The following is a 19,305-nucleotide window of genomic DNA, read 5'->3' as shown; positions in this document are numbered from 1 at the left end:
TCAAACTGAATTATTTTTCGATACTTATAGTGAATCATTTAAAGAAAACATTTCTAACCATAGCAAAGCGTACTTATAAACTGTGAATAGCAATCGTTTTTTTGGTTAAAATCTATGATTCTAGGTAAATTTTCAGATTTCCCTGTTGTTCGTTTAATTATCGAAATTGGTGAACTAGATATCGCCACTGCTGAAGAATTAGTAATGATCAAACAGCTTACAAAGTACTCTCATTGACTAAAGGGAGCGGTTGTGTGGTCTAATTTTCTAGTTGGATTTATGTTCGAGATTTTAACATGACTTATTTTAAATGGGTTCAATACCCAACTATGATGCCAAATTATGAGTTTTAAAATTACTTAAAGTAAGCCTATTTCTTTAAATAAGTTCTTATATGCCTCTGCCTTCTTATCCAGTGCTAATGGATACGCTCTTGATGAAGAAGGCATCCGATATAAACATATCTCTCGTTCAGCAAATATAGCTTGTGAGGATTGCCCTATCTGTGGCTTTTCAGTTTCTTCAGGCATAGATAACATCAAGGTATCTGTTGCCTTATCTCCAGTGGTCATGATGCTGTTACATTCAGGAATTTGCGCTAAAAGCTGTGATAGGTCTGTGGGGGTTTTAATCTGTAGGAATTTATCTGAGGCATTCCCTTTTAAGCGAATAACTTGATACGCCGTATCAAAAATTGCGATACCTTTTTCGATTAAGAACTCACGGATGCGTTGTTCTTTAAAATTTTTATTGGGTAAATCTAAAAAGTGGTTTTTATTTTCAAAGAAAATGAGCCCAAAAATCCGCCACATATCGTTTTGATAATTCGGATAATAAAAATTCATCTTCCATCTACTTTGAGGTGGCGGAAAGCTACCAAGCATCAACAGCTTAGCATTTGAAGGAAGAAATGGTTTAAGTGGGTGGGTTTCTATTTCGATATCAGTCATTTATAAATAAGAAATAATCTAAGAATTATACTGTTATCTTAACATTTTTACTTGCTAAGCATGGGTAGTTGTTTCTAATTTTATATTAAAGATTTTAAATCGTAAATTTATCCATTTTCTTTTAATTAACCAACTTAATCGATTGTTGTGCTTATTCAATAAAACCACCCGCAGGTGGTTTAAATACAACTTACACAATAAAATCAGTAGCCATTCGCGCTTAACTTAACTCTAAAAGGCTCTGTTTGATTTCTCATCATTTCCTTCATCTCAGCTGTGATCTCAACACCCATCTCTTCAAGCATTAACAAACCAAATTCAGAAGTGCTCTCTGCAAAATTTTTGTTATCTATTAACATTTGAGCAAGCTTTACATTTTTAGGAAAATCAGGGAAAAACTCATTAAAGTCTTTTTTATCTTCAATTCCAAAATAGATAAATCTTCTCCATTCATTAGTTTGAATATCGCGTATAAAAATTATGTCAGCTTCAGTCTGCATACTTTTTTTGAATAGTTCATCTTGTGATTGTATAGGCACAACACAAACTTCGCCTACACTTGAAATATAATTTAATTTTGGTTTTAAAAATGTAGAATCTATATTTTTATAAGATCCATCTTTGGCTAAATCTTGCTGTAATTGAATGTCTTTTCTGTACTCAGCATCGCTGATCCATTCGCCTGAAGAAAAAGTCTGTCCTTGATGCTTAGGTTTAAGTTTTCGATCATATTCAATCTGGTCATAATAACTGATCACATCATCAAGTGAACCATTTTTTAGTATTTCTATTTCCTTGTCCCCTTGCTTATTAAAAATTTCATAGCTTTTTTCACACTGTAAGTTCTCTGCAAAGGAGAAACTTGATGCTAAGGTGGTTAAAGCAATAATGAATAATTTTTTCATGAAATACCCTCTTAATATTTTGGGGATAAGATACTCAGGTTGAGATCAGAAATAAACCTTACAAAAAATTTATTTAACACAACACATTAGCTGATTTTTTCAACTTGACCACTAAGCTATTATTTTTAAATAAATTTTAATAACATTCCGACAAAACTATTTTGCATCAAATCTCTTTATGAAGGGTCAATTCTTTATTGCTGCTGTGATTACTGATTTTAAAAAATTACTAGAAATTTCATATATAACAGAGCTTTAATCAATATTCTTAGCGCTAATAAAAGTCGTTGCGTCAATTCCACCCTATATAAAAAATACAAAACGTGGCGATGTGCTGTTTTTAATCGGAAATTTCAAATAAAATCATTAAATATCTTGAATTTGTAACAATTTCAAGATATGGTAATAAAAATCATTGCATATCTCGGTAATATATTTGATAGTTAAGGTTCTTTAAGATTTATCTAAATATTAACTGATTTTATACAACCGAAAACTTTTTCTTAACATTAAAAATCAATTCGTTATGAACATTAAACTTTTTACAGCATTATTCTTGATCATTGCCCTGTCTGCTTGCAATAAAGAGCCTGAGCAGCATACAACTGCGCAAACAGATCGACCAACCCTCACTGCACAATTTGAACAATCAGATGAAATGATTAGTAAATATCTTGATCAACTTGATGATCCAAATACAACATTGGATGATAAGACCAGAATCGTATGTAGAGATTATCCTAAAGAATACAAATCGAATTACATGCCAAATTTACTTAAATTAAATCCAGAGAACTATACTGAAGCTAAATTACTTTCAGACTTAGATATTGCTTTAAACTATTACAAAGAAAAAGAAAATATTCAGTGTAAAGATACAAAATAGTGATGGTCATTTATCAAGTTTTAGCGCTTACAATTTTTTAAAAAATTTAGATTAAATATTTGTTTTATATAAATAATTTAAATTATTGGTATCTAAATAAAAATAAGGAACTTACACACTCCCCTATTTTTATTTCTTTTCACAGTAGTATTGATGTTTTCTTTTTGAATGATGTTTCCAGTTTTTTCCACCATAGCAAAAAAAAGGTGGATGTTCATTCGTCCAAGAGCACATCAATGCCCTACCACGTCTACGTCTTAGTTTAAGAGGATAGGATTTATACTCAATCTCGTGCAAGAAAAAACTACTTTTTTCTTGTTTAACACTGTAGTGGCGATACCAAATATCTTGGCGATTTGGAAAAATTTCATCATCATAATCGCCAGTTAAACCTTTTTTAACAACGCTTACATATTGTTGTTTAAGGTGTTTAAGCTTATCCATATTTCTCTCATTAGGTAGTTAAAACCTAATAGAGAGTTTTCGGGTAATAATTCATATTTTATGTTCTTTTTGAATTTGCTTAATTTTATCACATGAATTTGCTAAAAATACTCTGTGAAATTTGTTTTGCCCAAATTTGATAAATTTCCTGACTCGGATGAAAACCATCACGTGCCATTTGTAAATTTAAAGTTTTAAAATGGGCTAAATCAAAACGAATCAATTGATAATTGATTTTATTTTCGATGAATTGGGCTAACTTCTGATTCATTGCACTCGAATACTGCCCAAACAGCCATCCCAGTGGATTTGGTAATGCTGGAAACAGATTCATTGGGGGAACACCCGTGACTAAAATCATCTTTGGTAAAAACTTAGCTTCAATTTCTGTATAAAGCCCCTTTTGTTGCTGAATCCATTTTTGTGGTGAAATAAGTTTTGTGACATCGTTTACTCCAACCGATGTAATCACAACATCAAACTGCTGATTGTCTAATTGCTTGGTTCTTTGCAAAATTTCTAAGGTGCTATCTCCTGTTTTCGCTTCTAATTGATAAGTGACTTTAAAATTCGAGACTAATTCATCAAGTAAACACCCCAACAAGGCTTCACGTTGATCTTCAACCCCCACACCTGCGGCAGCAGAGTCACCCAAAATTAAAATAGATAGTGCTTTTCCTTGTCCTATAACACCTTTTCGCAATCCTTGAGGTTCAGCTAATCGAGGTGTATTTTTCTTGACGCGATAACCTTGAAGAATTAATGCGGGAACGAGAACAATGGTAGAAATTTTTAAAAGCATATTTGAATACCAATCCAACAAAGCTATCTCAAAATCAGTCAGAGTCGAATATAGCTTGTCGCAATATTAAAATCATAAAGTACAATGTCGATTTTACTTAATTGTATGGTCAAGTCGCTATTGGACTAAATCAACAAAATTTAAGGCAAAAGCAAATATGAATGTACCAATAAATTCAAAAACTAAAACCGCATACTTTCTGCTTTTGCTCATCAAATAGGCATTATAGGTCCCGATTAAAATAATACCAAGATACATTAACTTTTGAATATCATCGATTTGCATCAGGCATTGTTGAATTTCACAGTGCTTTTCAAAAAAGAAGAGATACAAGATACGCGCAAGAAAAACTAAAAAGCTGGTTAGGAAAAAACCCACTACGATAAACATGTTAAAATTCTCATTATTTTTTATCCAGTTAGATTTTAAAGCTTTATCTATGCATTGCAATAAAAAAGACCCTTACTGGGTCTTTTAAAACTAAATAAAGCTCAACCGAGTTTATTCACAATTTTTAATGGCAATATTTTCATGGCTAGTCCTATCGGTAACCAAGGCCATTGTGGTACATAAGCTTTAACAGGTTGTTTTTCAATTGCTTTAACCAATAAATAAGAACCTGTTTCAACATCGACCTCAAACGGCAGTTTTTTTGACCCTTCATTAATTTCAGTACGAATATAACCAGGGAAAATCGTAGAAACTTTAATTTTCGTGTCAATTAACTCAGCACGTATCCCCTCCGCTAAAGCAGCTACACCCGCTTTACTTGCGCCATACGCGGTCAAGTGTTTAGGCATGCCACGAAGTGCACTCATAGACGAAATCACAACCAGATGACCAAACTTTTGTTCACGAAATATTTCAACAGCAGCTTCACACTGTGCCAATGCAGAAATAAAATTGGTTTCTACAGTTGCACGGTTAATCTCAAATTTGCCATTGCCAATTCGACGACCATCACCAACACCTGCATTGACAATGATACGATCAAGCTTACCAAAGTCTTGCTTAAATGCTCGAAAGACTTGAAAAACTTGCTCATAGTTGGTCACATCTAAAGTTTTGGCAATCACTTTGATACCATATTTAGACTCCAACTCTTGTTTTAAGCTTTCTAAACGCTCTAAACGACGCGCACAGACGGCTAAGTTATAACCTTTTTGCGCAAATTCTCGTGCCATTCCTGCACCGATTCCAGAACTTGCGCCTGTGATTAAAATTGTTTTTGCCATGACAAATTCCTTAAACTGTTTTTATATTTCTAAAAGTGCGACTTTAAATCCACGTCAATAGTTGCGGATCTTCAGCCTTAATAAAATGATGTTCATTCAAGCTCAATAATTGCGGTTCATTTCCCACCAGTCGTAATGTGGTTAAACTGGTATTGGCAATTGCCCAATTCAATGCAAAGGTTTTATTGGCGCTTAACTCCAAGAGTTTTCCTGCAACAACTGAAATAACACCGCCAGAAGTAAATACAATTGCATAGCGAGGGTTGGTTTTTACCAGCTCATCACATAAATTCTGTAAGGCCGTTTCTACACGGTTTTTAAAATCTGGCCAAGATTCGTCATACTCATGGTGATATTCACCACCAGTCCAACGGTCAATTGCCCCTTCAAAAATTTTTGCCAAATAGGCACGTGGACTTTTTTCTTTGGCAACATCCTGTTTAAGTAGATGCGGTTGATTAAAACGCGGATCATATTGAGCAAAAACTTGTTGATGGTTAAATTCATTCCAATGATGGTCCGTCACAATTTGAGCATCAGAAAAACTTTCAGCCAAAGCAAAACTTGCTGTTTGCTGATGGCGTAACATTGAACCTGCAACCACATAAGGCTCTTCTTTCAAAATTTTATCGAGATATTGACCCAATAGTTTGGCTTGTAACTCGCCATTGGGTGAAAGTTTGTCATAACTCTCTGCACCAAATGACGCTTGTCCATGACGAACGAGGTAGATTGTGGTCATTTTCCTAAAATTTCCTTAAATTTTTCAAGATATTTCTGTGCAACTTCATTGGCTTCAATTTTTTGTATACCGATGAGCTTTAAGGCACGAATATGTAAGGCATGAATCACAATCCAAAAATCTTTAAAAGCAGGATTATCTGTTTGTTTATGATAGTAACGATAATAAATTTGCTGTGCGATTACAGCTAAACGGAAAATACCAAATACTTCGTAGAATGCCCAATTATCTGGTTTTAATCCGGTTTTTTCTAAATAATATTCAACCACTTCTTTACGGGTAAGCATCCCTTTTAAATGTGTAGGCTGGCGACGGGTTGATTTAAAAATTTGATTGTCTGTATCTTCCACCCAATAGGCCAAAGCAGAACCTAAATCCATGAGAGGATCACCAATGGTTGCCATTTCCCAATCCAATACACCAATCACTTGGGTTGGGTTTTTAGGGTCAAGAATGACATTATCAAAACGCCAATCATTGTGAATCAAACACGTGTTTGAGTCAGCAGGAATATTTTCATTAAGCCATTTACGTACAAATTTAAAACTCGGCACATTGATGGTGTGCGCCTTTTCATAACGTGCATCCCAACCTTCAACCTGACGACGGCAATACCCATCACCTTTTCCAAGTTTTTCTAGTTCGGTGCCTTGATATGGAACTTGATGTAATTCAATCAGCTTGTCCAAGACATTAATACACAATTCATGCACTTGCTGTTGAGTAAAATTCAGTTCAGGGGGCAGTTTGGCACGTGGAATAATCCCTTCAATGCGTTTCATCACATAGAAGTCACAACCGATTACGGATTCATCCTGACACAGCGCGACCATTTCAGGAAGAACTGGGTAGTATGGTGCAAGCCATTTTTGTACATGATATTCACGCGCCATATCATGTGCAGATTTCGCCTTTGTCCCTTTGGGTGGACGACGTAAAATTAAATCAGCATTGTCATATTTTAAACGATAGGTCCAGTTTGAAGCTCCGCCAGAATATTGAGTCACTTCTACATTGCCTGAAATTTCAGATCCATTTTCAATGAGCCAATTTCCGACAGCACGAATGTCCAGCTCCTCTCCTTCACGTATACTTCCACCAATATCAATGACTGACATATTATTTCCCTGAATCTTATGTTTTAAACCATACATCTATAAAGAATGATACTTTTAACTAAAAACTTCACTTGCTCACTACTTTATATATAACACCTCTAACATAAAGCAGTTATTTTTTATCAGCAAATTGTTATTTTTTACGCGAGCCATAACCTCGTTTTTTTAATTCTAATTTTGCAATCATCCCTTTATGCACTTCATCTGGGCCATCCGCTAAACGTAAACTGCGGGCTTGAGCAAAGAATCCTGTTAAAGGTGTATCTCGTGATACGCCCATGCCACCATGAATTTGAATGGCCATATCAACTACTTTTTCAAGAACTGAAGGTGCAACAACTTTAATGGCTGAAATCTCGGTAAGCGCAGCCATAGTCCCTTGAGTATCCATTTTATACGCCGCATACAGGGTTAACAGTCGTGCTTGATCAATCGCAACACGAGCATCTGCCACACGTTCTAAATTTCCACCTAATTTAAGCACTTCTTTACCAAAAGCAGTTCGACTCATTCCTCGATCAATCATTAATTCTAATGCTTTTTCAGCAGCACCAATGCATCGCATACAATGATGAATACGACCCGGACCTAGACGCCCTTGTGCAATTTCAAACCCTTGTCCAGCACCACCAATAAAATTACTTACAGGTACACGAACTTGATTAAAACTAATTTCGCCGTGCCCATGTGGCGCATCATAATCACCAAACACGGGTAACATACGTTCAATGGTCACACCTTGAGTATCCACAGGCAATAAAACCATGGAATGTTGATGATGACGATCTTTGCTTTCATCAGGTGTATGCGCCATAAAGATAATAATTTTCGCATTTGGATCTCCCAAACCTGAAGACCACCATTTACGACCATTCAATACAATTTCATCACCTTCTACCACTGCAGTTGCCTGCATATTGGTTGCGTCCGATGAAGCAACTGCTGGTTCAGTCATACAAAATACTGAACGGATTTTTCCTTCTAATAACGGCTTAAGCCATTGTTGTTTTTGTTGATCTGAACCATAACGCCATAGCACTTCCATATTGCCACTATCTGGAGCATTACAATTAAATACTGTGGGTGCGATTAAACTACGGCCTGACAGTTCTGCAATATGGGCATATTCCTGTACAGATAAACCTGCACCCAATACTGGATCTGGTAGAAACATGTTCCAAAGTCCAGCAGCTTTTGCTTTATTTTTCAGGACTTCAAGTTGTGCTGGCCATTGCCATTTTGTCCAATCACCACCTTGATTAAGATGATGGACTTCATTCCAAAAATCAGCTTCTACAGGTTCAATTTCATTTTTAATAAAGGCTTTGGTACGTTCTACAAATTCTTGCGCACGTGCTGAAAGTTCAAACATGCTTATCTTCCTGTAAATATATGGATAAATATTTGAATAGTGACTCTTTACTTTACCTTAGCTGAAAACCTATTATGAACCAAATGATTTAATTCAATACCTCACTATGAATATGATTCATAATAAAACCAATCTTGATATGTCGATTTTCAATCATATTGATATTAATTTATACCCACTTTTTATCACCATTTATGAGCAAAGAAATATTTCAAAAGCGGCAAAGATTTTATGCATTACTCAGTCTGCTGCGAGTCATGCTTTACAAAGACTTAGGCAGCATTTGCAAGATGATTTATTTGTTCGCGCTGGGAGTAAAATGCTGCCGACACCTTTTGCTGAACAGATTTATCCATCTGTACAAAATGCTTTATTTGCTTTTCAAAATATCTCCAAACAAAAACAACAGTTTGATCCCAGTTCAGTACAAACCTTACGCATTGCAATACATGATGAAATTGAACCGATTATTTTTCCCAAATTGATTCACCATTTCCAAAAATTGAATTTAACCATTCAGTTTCTAAGTACCAAGCTTGACCGCAAGAATGTAATTGCTGATTTAGCTGCTCAACAAGTCGATTTTGTCATTGATCTAGAACAAAATTATGGTGATAAAATTAATTATCAAAATTTGGTTCAAGATCATTTTGTGATTTGTTCTCAGCATACAAATATCAATTCTGAACTGTATTTTGCATCACCTCATATCGGTGTTTCTTCACGCCGTACTGGTTTGCTTTTAGAGGACATATATTTAAATCAAGCGCAATTTCGTCGTCAGATTTTTATGCGTTGTCAGCATTATTCAACTGCCCTGCAAGTTTTAGCACAATACCCTGATGCGATGTTAACCATCCCAAAGCAGATACTGGCACATTTACAAGTTGATCAAAGTATCAATATTTTTGAGCATCCTATTGATATACCTGTATTAAATATGGGAATTTATTGGCACGGTGCGCTAAATGAAAATTCTAGGCATATTTATTTAAGAGAAGAAATTTCTAAAATTTTTGCTTAGGCTATTTTATAAACGATTGGATTTAGCATGCGGTTAAGCCGCACACGTACGATCATCCCTATTTCTAATGATTTTCTTCATTCTAGTAGGTGAAATTAAGCCACTTATCTATTCCATTCGACATTTCATACATTGAATTCAAATTATAAAAATAAGACATAAAATCCACCTTAACCATGATAATATACATTTTATGTCATGTTTTGGATGATGTTGCTATGAGAACTTCGGCGCATAATTTTATGCTTGATGGTGTGGAAGACATGTTGACTCAAATTGGGACGAATATCAAAAAAGCCCGACTTCGACGTAATATGACCATTCATGATTTGGCCAATCGCATTCATGTAGATAACCGAACAATCTCACGTATGGAAAAAGGTGATCCAAGTATCAGCCTAAAAAATGTGATTTCAGTTTTAGTAATCTTTGGCCTTGAACATACCCTAGGCTCACTTGCGAATCCTGAGTTGGATGAAGTTGGCTTAGCACTCGAAAATCGTAATAGTTCAGTACGTGCAAGATTAAAAAAACAGTCTGTGATTAGTGATGATTTCTGATAGGTAAATGAACATGGATGAAGTTAAAGGATGTTATGTTTTCATAGATACAGGCTCCCAGCCAACAATTGCTGCGCACTTTTCTTATGAAAAGCCGATTTATCGCTTTCTTTATGGTCAATCATACTTACAACGTGTAGATGCCTTCCCTTTAGATCCACTTAATCTAAGCTTTCAGTCTGATAACAAACCATATGAAACTATTTCTAAAGATGGTTTTGGTGTACTTGCAGATGCAACACCAGACAATTGGGGTAAACGCTTAACCAATGCCTTACACCGTAGAACACCATTAAATCAATTGGAATGGTTACTCGCTTCACAAGGAAATTCAGTCGGCTGTATTGTTGGAAGCTTGTCTAAATCGCATATAAAAAACAATTCAAATATCATCCAATATGCAGAATTAGAAACCTTCATACAAATTACTGAACTTATCGAAAAAAAACGAGATCCGTTTGAGATGAAACTTGAGCAACTCGAATTAAATAAGCTGTTATATAACGGGGCTTCAATGGGCGGAGCCAGACCCAAAACCCTTGTGATGTATAAAAATAAAGAATGGATTGCTAAATTTAATAAAAGTGATGATTTGTTTGATACCTGTAAAGTTGAATATGCTTCACTGAATATGGCACGAGACATGGGGCTCAATACATGTAATGCCGAACTAACAGAATGTGCGGGCCGCCCTATTCTCTTAGTTGAACGCTTTGATCGAAACTGCCCTGAACGTAAAAAACACTATATAAGTGCCAATAGTTTGCTCAATATTCAGAAAATTCGTATAGGAGATCCTAAAATGTCCTATATGAGTATTGCCAAAGTCTGTAGTCAGATTTGTTTTGACGCTATCAGCAATCAAAAAGAACTCTATAAGCGTATGGTGCTGAATGTCATGATTAGCAATACTGACGATCATTTAAAAAATCATGGTTTTTTAATGTATGACATGAAAAAGCAACATTATGCTTTAAGCCCGCTTTTTGATGTTTTACCTCATGGTATGCCAAGCTCATTTCCAAATGAACATGCTCTGGTTTTAGGCAATGATGGACGGTTTGGAAGCTATGACAATCTTATCAGTCGTAGCAATGCCTTTGGACTAAACCTGGATCAAGCTAGAGAATGTATTAAGGATGTCCGTGATGTTCTCGAAAATAGAGGAAAATACCTGTTAGATGCGGGTCTTAAGCCTACAGAAATTCGCCAATTAGAATCCTATTTCTATCTAGATATCCTCAAAAACTAAAGTTCAACAATGCCAGCCATTTATACTATGCATCATGAAAATCATTGGCTAGGGTGTGCCGGAGTTTAGTCATCAACCTTTGCCAGAAAATAATCCAAACATGACATAAAATCCAGTTTAAATTAGATAAAGTACTTTTTATGTCATTATAAAAGATAATATCAGATTGCATTCCTATAATTGTGCTTAGGCTATTTTATTATTTTACGATTATTGTCACTGTTGCCTTTACTGCGGTTTATATTTTTATTTCAGTCTATTATCTCAATAGTTAATGAAAAACAAAAAATGAGGAACATAGTTCCTCATTTTTTATTCAGTAAAACCTTAGTAGGCTAATTGAATTAACATTCTAAAAAAACCAGCAATAAGCGCCAATGTTAGAAATCCACCTAGCCATAACACGACAAACCATTGCGTTTGAGATAGTTTCATACTTGCTTACCTCATTTAAACCTTTAAATTTTTACCATGTTGCATGTTTAATCTTACTTAGGCTATTTTTCACTCAAGCCAAAAGACTAAACATGCTACGTTTAACCTTAGTGATACCCTTCATCACCAATTCGAACTTTGTCTCGAAACACCCAATACGAAAGCCCGGTATAGATCAAAATAATTGGAATTAAAATCAATGCACCAATTAAAGCAAACAATTGACTGCTCTGTGGCGCGGCAGCTTCCCAGATAGTCACTGATGGCGGAATCACATAAGGCCACAAACTGATGATAAACCCAGTATAAGCAAGGAAAACCAAAGCCAAGGTATAAAGGAATGGACTCAGTTCATAACGCTTTTTACATGCGCGAAGTACTAGGAAAGTAAACAGCACCACCAATATTGGTACAGGACTAAAATACATCAATTGTGGTTGGCTAAACCAGCGTGCTGCAATTTCAGGATGTGCCATCGGGGTATAAATACTGACTGCGCCAAAGATGACAAACAAAGCAACGATTAATTTAGGCATCAACTGATACATACGATCTTGTAAATCAAGTTCAGTTTTAAAAATTAACCATCCACAACCGAGTGCTGCGTAAAGTACAACAACACCAATACCTGTAAACACAGTAAACGGCGATAACCAGTCTAAACCACCACCTGCATACATATGGTTTTCTACTTTGATCCCTTGGATATATGCGCCAAGAATCATCCCTTGGAAAAAGCTGGCAAGAATTGATCCACCAATAAATGCTTTGTCCCATAAATGCTTGGTTCGATTGGCTTTAAAACGAAACTCAAAAGCCACACCACGGAAAATTAAAGCAATCACCATAAGGATAACTGGCATATATAACGCGGATAATACAGTCGCATAGACCATTGGAAATGCCGCATATAACGCTGCACCACCGAGTACCATCCAGGTTTCATTACCATCCCAAACAGGTGCAACAGTGTTCATCATCACATCACGTTCGTGTTGATCTTTAACAAAGGGAAATAAAATCCCAATACCTAAATCAAAACCATCTAGTACTACATAGATGAATACACCAATGGCGATAATGACAATCCAAATCAGAGATAAATCAATCATTATTTACGCTCCTGTTCATTGGAATCAACGCTATCTTCAACACTCGTCAATGGGCGTTTAGAGGCCAAAATAACCGCTTCTTCACTATGCGCTACACTTTCTGGTGTGGCGTAGATAAATTGTGGACCTTTGTGCATCAATTTCAACATATAGTAAATGCCGATGCCAAATACGATGCAATACACCACAACGAAAATAATTAAAGTGAGGCCGACTTGTTCCGCAGAAACAGGAGATAAAGCATCTTTGGTTCGCATCACTCCATATACCACCCACGGTTGACGACCAACCTCTGTGGTAAACCAACCTGCAAGCAAGGCAATAAATCCTGATGGTCCCATAGCAAAAGCAAAACGATGTAACCATTTATTTTCATAAAGCTTGCCACCTTTGCGTAGAAACAATGCCATCAAGGCGAGGAGAATCATCAACATGCCCATTCCAACCATGATTCTAAAACTCCAGAACACCACGGTAGAATTAGGACGATCTTCAGGGGCAAACTCTTTTAAGCCTTTTACCTCACCATCCAGCGTATGGGTCATGATTAAGCTACCAAGATTTGGAATACCAATAGCATATTTGGTTTCTTCTGCTTGCATATCTGGAATACCAAACAGATATAGCGGCATGCCCTCACCTTTGTTGGTTTCCCAATGCCCTTCAATCGCTGCAAGTTTAGCAGGCTGATGTTTTAAGGTATTTAAACCGTGATTATCGCCGATGAGAACCTGTAATGGTGCAAGGACCAGAATCATCCACAATGCCATTGAGAACGATTTTTTGATTAGCGCGTCACGGCGTCCTTTCAATAAATGCCACGCAGCAGTTGCAGCCACCAGCAAGGCTGAAACAAGGAATGCTGCAGCAGCCATATGGGCTAAACGATAAGGAAATGAGGGGTTAAACACAATTGCAAACCAATCTTGCGGTACGATAATTCCATTTTCGATGCTAAAGCCTTGTGGTGTTTGCATCCAACTGTTTGAAGATAAAATCCAGAACATTGAAATACAAGTACCAATTGCCACCATAGCAGTTGCAAAGAAATGCGCTCGAGGACCTACCCGCCCCCAACCAAACAGCATAATGCCTAGGAAACCAGCTTCTAAGAAAAATGCACTCAATACCTCATAAGCCAATAATGGGCCTGTCACAGAGCCTGCAACACGTGAAAATTCACTCCAGTTTGTTCCAAACTGATAACTCATCACCACACCAGAAACCACGCCCATACCAAAAGCGACAGCAAAAATTTTCACCCAAAATTTAAATAAATCTTGGTAAACAGGGTTTTGAGTTTTTAGCCAGCGCCATTCAAGCACAGCTAAAAAGCTTGCAAGTCCGATAGAAATTGAAGGAAAAATAATATGAAAAGAAACAGTAAAAGCAAACTGAATACGCGCCAATTCTAAAGCAGTTAATCCTAGATCCATGACATCACCTTATTCATTGGTAAAGTTGGTAAAGATTGAATTTTGAATACATTGATAAACATTTTTTGTTTTACAAACTCAGCATACGCCTGAACATTCAGTACAATCTGTTGTTTTCTTTTTGCTGTATTTTTAAACAATGCTAAAAATAGCATGCAAAGGCTGCTTTCCTGTAAATCGAGGAAATTTTGAAAAATCATGATCATTCTCTACACAATAAATTCGAAATACGACCGCATGGCTTTAAAGCTTTCATTTAAAGAAGCTAAAGCTTTGGATCGGTGAATGTGTTATGCAAAGACTACAGGTGGGGCTCGCCCTTGAGGAATCAGAAACAGGCGTTGTAATTGAAAATAGACATGCTGAAAGTTTTCAACATAGGCCATTAAACGTACTTGAATACGTACTAGGATTTCTTTTACGCCAATTTCTGGTGGCATCACTAAATTGCCATATACCACACAATACTGGCATTGGTGGTTGATGTCATGATGATCATGACTTGAGCTGCTTGCTTGCTGGGCTTGATCTAAATGTAAATAGTGATGAATAAAACTAGATTCTTGCCCATGATGAATATGTGCATGTGTTGGTCGCAATAAAGCTTGAGTGATGTCTTCACAGACCGGAGCAATTTGATACTGCTCAGGTAATAACGGCTGTAAAAAAACCGCAAGCTGTAAAAATACTGTCGCAAATGCCAGCAACAGACCACTGCTTCTTAACACAATTGATTGCTCATATTGAGAGAGATAGAAAAAAGTATAAGTTTGCTTTTAACTGTAGATCTTTAACTTGAAATAAAGAATCAACTGCATAAAAACCAAGCATATTACTCAACTTTTCTAGCTTTACTATAGTACATTTAAATTTTAAATCAAAGCCTCTTTAGCACTTTTTTGGAAATCGTTTTCTTTTTTAATGATTTGTTTGTTATATAGCAATGATCAATAAAACTTAAAAAAGCATCCATCGTCGCCTCAGCTTTTAGTGAGTAAATAGCACCAGCTCAACTTTCAAGCTAAATTCAATTGAAAAGCTTATACCCGACGACTGAATCTACAACGATATTCTAAGGGTGTTCAGCCGATTTTCTTTCTAAACAATCTGCGAATTGAAATTGGGTCCAGATAACCGACACTTTGTATAATTAGATCAATAGATTGATTAGCCTTTTCAATACCAAAGCTTCTTGGCTGAGCAAGCCAAGAAGCTAGAGAAAATAAAACAATTATTTAAACACTTTAAAACGCACAGCATCATCGATATAGGCCTTTTCAGCCGCCGCCGCTTCAATTGAACCAAATACCAACTGTGCACGAAGTTTCCAAGTTTTAGGTATATCCCATTCCGCATGAACTTGTTCATCGACAATTGGATTATAGTGCTGTAAGGATGCACCAATACCGTCACTATTTAAGGCTGTCCACGTTGAAAATTGTGCGATTGCTGTAGAGTGTTCAGCCCAAATCGGAAAGTTTTCTGCATAAGCTGGAAATTTTTCTTGTAAGTTTTGGATCACCTCTAAATCTTCAAAGAAAAGAACGGTACCAAAGCCTGCGATAAAGCTGTCCATTTTAGTCTCTGTTTTTAAGGCACTCGCTTCATCTTTGGCATAAGCTTTCAGTTGAACTTTTACAAAGTTCCAGAACTTCTCATGTTCAGCATTAAACAAGATCACTGCACGAGATGATTGCGAATTAAAAGAAGATGGACTTTGCTTGATCGCTTGCTGAATCAAATCAGTAAAATGCTCAGGAGATTGATTAACATTACGTCCAATCGCATAAATTGTACGGCGTTTATGAATTAAATCTAAAAAATTATTCGACATTGCTGAATATCCTTGGATATATCCCCGGGGAAATCCGATACTTTAAAAAAGATTATCAAGATATTTTAAAAAATCATAACAAGTATGAATTGATTAAAATCAAAAGTATTACAACATAAAAAAACTTGCTAGAAATATCTACTTTTGTCATATGTTTCTAAGCAAAAGTGAATTAGGAGAAATATAAGGGGCTGTTGACATTTCATAACTGGCTTGCGTTGTAGGTTAAAATTGAGCATGAGATGTATACATCGTAAAGCATGAAGGATAATAGCGAATCTATTTTCGACTTTCATAACGAAGACTGAGATAATTTTAGCCACAATCAGAAGTTTTATCGTACAAACGCGTAATAAAGAAGATTGAATAAGAAGTACCAACATTTAAAATCAAATCATAAAGACTTGCTAAATGAATGACCTCATTTAAATCATTGTCATCATGCTTAAACAACTGCCGAATAAAATCCAAGCATTAAAAATGTTTCCACTCAAAATTTAGATATCGCAATTGGTTAAAAAATGAAAGTTTTAAATATATTAAGTATCATCAGTTCAATATTTATTCTATTTTTTATGTTTTATACGCTTGGGCCTACAATTTAAAGAACTTAAACAGAGAATAAAAAATAAAAGGCAGTTTTAAACTGCCTTTTATGCATGAATTTGAGCATTTCAATCTATTGCTAATTTTTGACTAGAAATTAGCATTCAGCACTTTGGCGGGTACAGTGTTTTTCCAAATATCTCGCAAAGTAGGTAAATAGAATTTTTCACCTAACTCAACCAATTCAGCGTCAATCAATGCATGTGTTTCATGCATAAATAAGTAGTCCAGTTCAACCGTAGACAATTGTTGCTGCTTTTTTGCAAATTCTTTACGTTTGGCTTGAGCTTGTTTAAGCAATTGATCTGCAAAATTTTTATTTTTATATTGGCTAATCGCTTGTAAACGTAACTCAATCACGCCCCAACCTGTAAGGAGTTTCTTAAAAATCTCAAAATCTTCAGTTGTGGATTCCCAAGTCATTTTATCCAAGTCTTCATCATCAGGAAGTACTGGGAGTAAAATTTCCATTACACTTGGAAAAATCTTTTTGAAATTTAAAATAAATTTAACAGGGTGCTCACCAGGGTAATCTTTAAACTGCACATTTTCCTGAACATCTGTTAAATAAATTGATAACATTAAAAAATCCTTAATTAAAATACTGTTTATTATAACGTTATTGATCATCTTGCAGCCTAAATACAAAATAAAAACAACATGAAAACAGCGAAAGAAATGCATTTTAACAATTATGACAGTTTATTCAATGCCAATTGCAGTATTCACCTGTTGTCGATCAAAGATTCTGGTGGGCGAATAAAGCTGATTCTTGTAAAGAACTAAACCTGGTCAAACTCAGTGACCAAAAACTCGATTAAAGCTTTTACCGATGGTAATAGACCTCTTCTAGAAGTATAGGCCAAATGAATAAGCTCTGGCATCGGTTCCCACTCAGGAATCACTTTAACTAGCCTGCCCGCTTTTAAGTCTTCAGCAATAATTAATTCCGGTAGTTTTGCAATTCCCAAGCCATCTAAGGTCGCTAAATGCAATGCACTTAAATCAGTAGTGGTTAGCCTCGGCTCATCCTTAACCACATATAATTCATTATTAGAATTATAAAGATCCCAATGATATTCAAAGGACAAAGACTCCATCATTAAAATAGGCAATCTTGTTAATTCTCCTGGTGTTTTAATCAAGAAATTTTGATTCAACAAATCAGGGCTTGCGACAATAAATTGTTTTGAAATGGATAGGCTACGTACAATCAAATCACTATCTTTTAAAGGTAAGGGTCTGATTCGAATTGCAACGTCATAACGTTCATTAAACAAGTCTACCTTTCTATTTGTCGCTTCCACATGCAATTTAACTTTCGGATAACGTGCTAAAAATTTATTCAACATTTTACTGACATTAATATGCAATAAATTTGTAGGACAAGAAATTTTTACAATTCCAGTCGGCTCTGCGCTTAACAGTGCGATTGCCTCATCAGCTGATTCAGCTTCCACAAGCATTGCTTTACAGTGTTGTAAATATATGTTCCCGACATCTGTAATCGAAATTCTTTTGGTGGTTCGATTGAGTAGTTTTACTCCTAAACGGTTTTCCAATTCCGCAACTCTTCGACTTAACAATGATTTGGTCACGCCCAACGCATTACTTGCAGCTGAAAAGCCGCCATATTCAATCACTTTGGTAAAATAATACAGGTCATTTAAGTCTTTCATCATATCCCCTTAAATATCGCAACTGTTCTCTACATAAGACAATATGTCATATAAATAGCATAATTCAATGTTTGTCCTACTGTTAGTATTAAAAACAGCAAATGATTGCTTAACTAAGGATATATAAAATGTCTACTCCAGCTAATTTTAATGGCCAAGCCCCAGTGATTGATGTAAATGATTCCGTTATGCTGTTAATTGATCATCAAAGTGGTTTATTTCAAACCGTTGCTGATATGCCAATGACAGAACTACGCCAACGCGCAGCAGCCTTAGCGAAAATAGCATCATTATCAAACATTCCTGTCATTACCACGGCCTCAGTTCCTCAAGGCCCCAATGGCCCACTTATTCCTGAAATACACGCAAATGCGCCCCATGCAAAATATGTCGCACGTAAAGGTGAAATTAATGCTTGGCATAATCAAGAGTTCGTTGAAGCGGTTAAAGCAACAGGTAAAAAGACCCTGATTATTGCGGGTACGATTACCAGTGTGTGTATGGCTTTTCCAGCGATTAGTGCAATTGCTGATGGCTATAAAGTTTTTGTTGTGGTTGATGCATCAGGTACGTATAGCAAAATGGCACAAGAAATTACCTTAGCACGTGTGGTTCAAGCAGGTGCGGTACCGATGGATACAGCGGCGGTTGCTTCAGAAATTCAACAAACTTGGAACCGTGAAGATGCTGCTGAATGGGCTCAAGTGTACACTCAAATCTTCCCTGCTTATCAATTACTGATTGAAAGTTATTCAAAAGCACAAGAAGTTGTGACAAACAAAGAAGTACTTGATTCAGTACGTAAATAATTTTAAATAAATGATGATTTTAGACACCTTTCGCGGTGTCTAAATCTTTGTTATGACGCTGTAATTACTATTTTCATTTTATTGCTACTTCAGGTTTAGAGAAT

At 35.9% G+C, this 19,305-nt stretch carries 22 protein-coding genes; 5 read left to right on the top strand and 17 right to left on the bottom strand.

All coding sequences use genetic code 11. The features are described 5' to 3' along the window. Positions 1 to 359 precede the first annotated feature (359 nt). On the bottom strand, positions 360 to 950 hold the full coding sequence (locus ACG916_RS13120) for a uracil-DNA glycosylase family protein (protein ID WP_419328881.1): 591 nt from the start codon (positions 948 to 950) through the stop codon (positions 360 to 362). A gap of 203 nt (positions 951 to 1,153) precedes the next feature. Beyond that, the gene (locus ACG916_RS13115) at positions 1,154 to 1,855 is read right to left on the bottom strand and encodes a hypothetical protein (protein ID WP_419328880.1); all 702 of its coding nucleotides are present in this window, start codon (positions 1,853 to 1,855) and stop codon (positions 1,154 to 1,156) included. A 526-nt stretch (positions 1,856 to 2,381) separates the two neighbouring features. Between ACG916_RS13115 and ACG916_RS13110 the strand changes: the two genes are divergently transcribed. Further along, positions 2,382 to 2,741 (top strand): hypothetical protein, encoded by a 360-nt coding sequence (locus ACG916_RS13110; protein ID WP_419328879.1) that lies wholly within the window; start codon positions 2,382 to 2,384, stop codon positions 2,739 to 2,741. A 129-nt stretch (positions 2,742 to 2,870) separates the two neighbouring features. Here the strand turns inward: ACG916_RS13110 and ACG916_RS13105 are convergent, their stop codons facing one another. From ACG916_RS13105 to ACG916_RS13075, 7 genes are all read right to left on the bottom strand, one after another. Next, positions 2,871 to 3,185 (bottom strand): hypothetical protein, encoded by a 315-nt coding sequence (locus tag ACG916_RS13105; RefSeq protein ID WP_419328878.1) that lies wholly within the window; start codon positions 3,183 to 3,185, stop codon positions 2,871 to 2,873. Between the two features lie 88 nt (positions 3,186 to 3,273). Continuing rightward, positions 3,274 to 3,987, bottom strand: a complete 714-nt coding sequence (locus tag ACG916_RS13100) for an SGNH/GDSL hydrolase family protein (RefSeq protein ID WP_419328877.1) — start codon at positions 3,985 to 3,987, stop codon at positions 3,274 to 3,276. 117 nt (positions 3,988 to 4,104) lie between these two features. Then, complete coding sequence (locus ACG916_RS13095) at positions 4,105 to 4,377, bottom strand: hypothetical protein (protein ID WP_419328876.1); 273 nt, start codon at positions 4,375 to 4,377, stop codon at positions 4,105 to 4,107. Positions 4,378 to 4,478: 101 nt separating this feature from the next. After that, positions 4,479 to 5,222 (bottom strand): SDR family oxidoreductase, encoded by a 744-nt coding sequence (locus tag ACG916_RS13090; protein ID WP_336951266.1) that lies wholly within the window; start codon positions 5,220 to 5,222, stop codon positions 4,479 to 4,481. Positions 5,223 to 5,265: 43 nt separating this feature from the next. Further along, on the bottom strand, positions 5,266 to 5,964 hold the full coding sequence (locus ACG916_RS13085; RefSeq protein ID WP_419328875.1) for a histidine phosphatase family protein: 699 nt from the start codon (positions 5,962 to 5,964) through the stop codon (positions 5,266 to 5,268). Next, positions 5,961 to 7,082 (bottom strand): phosphotransferase family protein, encoded by a 1,122-nt coding sequence (locus ACG916_RS13080; RefSeq protein WP_419328873.1) that lies wholly within the window; start codon positions 7,080 to 7,082, stop codon positions 5,961 to 5,963. Before ACG916_RS13080 ends, ACG916_RS13085 begins: the two co-directional genes overlap by 4 nt. Positions 7,083 to 7,215: 133 nt before the next feature. Continuing rightward, the gene (locus tag ACG916_RS13075) at positions 7,216 to 8,454 is read right to left on the bottom strand and encodes an acyl-CoA dehydrogenase family protein (RefSeq protein ID WP_419328871.1); all 1,239 of its coding nucleotides are present in this window, start codon (positions 8,452 to 8,454) and stop codon (positions 7,216 to 7,218) included. Between the two features lie 106 nt (positions 8,455 to 8,560). Between ACG916_RS13075 and ACG916_RS13070 the strand changes: the two genes are divergently transcribed. The 3 genes from ACG916_RS13070 to ACG916_RS13060 all read left to right on the top strand — a co-directional run bounded on the left by ACG916_RS13070 (position 8,561) and on the right by ACG916_RS13060 (position 11,290). Then, positions 8,561 to 9,478, top strand: coding sequence for a LysR family transcriptional regulator (locus ACG916_RS13070; protein WP_419328869.1), 918 nt, complete (start codon positions 8,561 to 8,563; stop codon positions 9,476 to 9,478). A gap of 218 nt (positions 9,479 to 9,696) precedes the next feature. Continuing rightward, a complete protein-coding gene (locus tag ACG916_RS13065; protein WP_419329127.1) occupies positions 9,697 to 10,038 on the top strand; it encodes a helix-turn-helix transcriptional regulator in 342 nt (113 codons plus the stop codon). A gap of 13 nt (positions 10,039 to 10,051) precedes the next feature. Beyond that, the gene (locus tag ACG916_RS13060) at positions 10,052 to 11,290 is read left to right on the top strand and encodes a type II toxin-antitoxin system HipA family toxin (RefSeq protein WP_419329126.1); all 1,239 of its coding nucleotides are present in this window, start codon (positions 10,052 to 10,054) and stop codon (positions 11,288 to 11,290) included. A 327-nt stretch (positions 11,291 to 11,617) separates the two neighbouring features. Here ACG916_RS13060 and ACG916_RS13055 read toward each other — a convergent pair whose 3' ends face one another. The 8 genes from ACG916_RS13055 to ACG916_RS13020 form a co-directional block, all read right to left on the bottom strand. Further along, positions 11,618 to 11,725 carry a hypothetical protein gene (locus tag ACG916_RS13055; protein WP_004720571.1) on the bottom strand — a complete coding sequence of 36 codons (108 nt, stop codon included), beginning with the start codon at positions 11,723 to 11,725 and terminating at the stop codon, positions 11,618 to 11,620. 107 nt (positions 11,726 to 11,832) lie between these two features. Continuing rightward, positions 11,833 to 12,837 carry a cytochrome d ubiquinol oxidase subunit II gene (cydB, locus tag ACG916_RS13050; protein WP_004821432.1) on the bottom strand — a complete coding sequence of 335 codons (1,005 nt, stop codon included), beginning with the start codon at positions 12,835 to 12,837 and terminating at the stop codon, positions 11,833 to 11,835. After that, a complete protein-coding gene (locus ACG916_RS13045; RefSeq protein WP_419329125.1) occupies positions 12,837 to 14,273 on the bottom strand; it encodes a cytochrome ubiquinol oxidase subunit I in 1,437 nt (478 codons plus the stop codon). Before ACG916_RS13045 ends, cydB begins: the two co-directional genes overlap by 1 nt. After that, on the bottom strand, positions 14,264 to 14,473 hold the full coding sequence (locus ACG916_RS13040; protein WP_336951280.1) for a hypothetical protein: 210 nt from the start codon (positions 14,471 to 14,473) through the stop codon (positions 14,264 to 14,266). Before ACG916_RS13040 ends, ACG916_RS13045 begins: the two co-directional genes overlap by 10 nt. A 90-nt stretch (positions 14,474 to 14,563) precedes the next feature. Next, positions 14,564 to 15,001, bottom strand: coding sequence for a DUF2946 domain-containing protein (locus ACG916_RS13035; RefSeq protein ID WP_419329124.1), 438 nt, complete (start codon positions 14,999 to 15,001; stop codon positions 14,564 to 14,566). Positions 15,002 to 15,504: 503 nt separating this feature from the next. After that, a complete protein-coding gene (locus tag ACG916_RS13030; protein ID WP_419329123.1) occupies positions 15,505 to 16,107 on the bottom strand; it encodes a nitroreductase family protein in 603 nt (200 codons plus the stop codon). A gap of 696 nt (positions 16,108 to 16,803) precedes the next feature. Continuing rightward, entirely contained in the window at positions 16,804 to 17,295 is a 492-nt protein-coding gene (locus ACG916_RS13025; RefSeq protein WP_004821426.1) for a hypothetical protein, read from the bottom strand. A 200-nt stretch (positions 17,296 to 17,495) separates the two neighbouring features. Further along, positions 17,496 to 18,392: a LysR substrate-binding domain-containing protein gene (locus tag ACG916_RS13020; protein ID WP_056511052.1), complete on the bottom strand. Its 897-nt coding sequence runs from the start codon at positions 18,390 to 18,392 to the stop codon at positions 17,496 to 17,498. Between the two features lie 128 nt (positions 18,393 to 18,520). Between ACG916_RS13020 and ACG916_RS13015 the strand changes: the two genes are divergently transcribed. After that, entirely contained in the window at positions 18,521 to 19,201 is a 681-nt protein-coding gene (locus tag ACG916_RS13015) for a hydrolase (RefSeq protein WP_056511050.1), read from the top strand. Positions 19,202 to 19,305 lie beyond the last annotated feature (104 nt).

The organism is Acinetobacter legionensis, assembly GCF_048552295.1.
GTDB lineage: Bacteria > Pseudomonadota > Gammaproteobacteria > Pseudomonadales > Moraxellaceae > Acinetobacter.
Note: the sequence above shows the minus strand (reverse complement) of the source record. Positions and strands in the feature narration are given on the sequence as shown.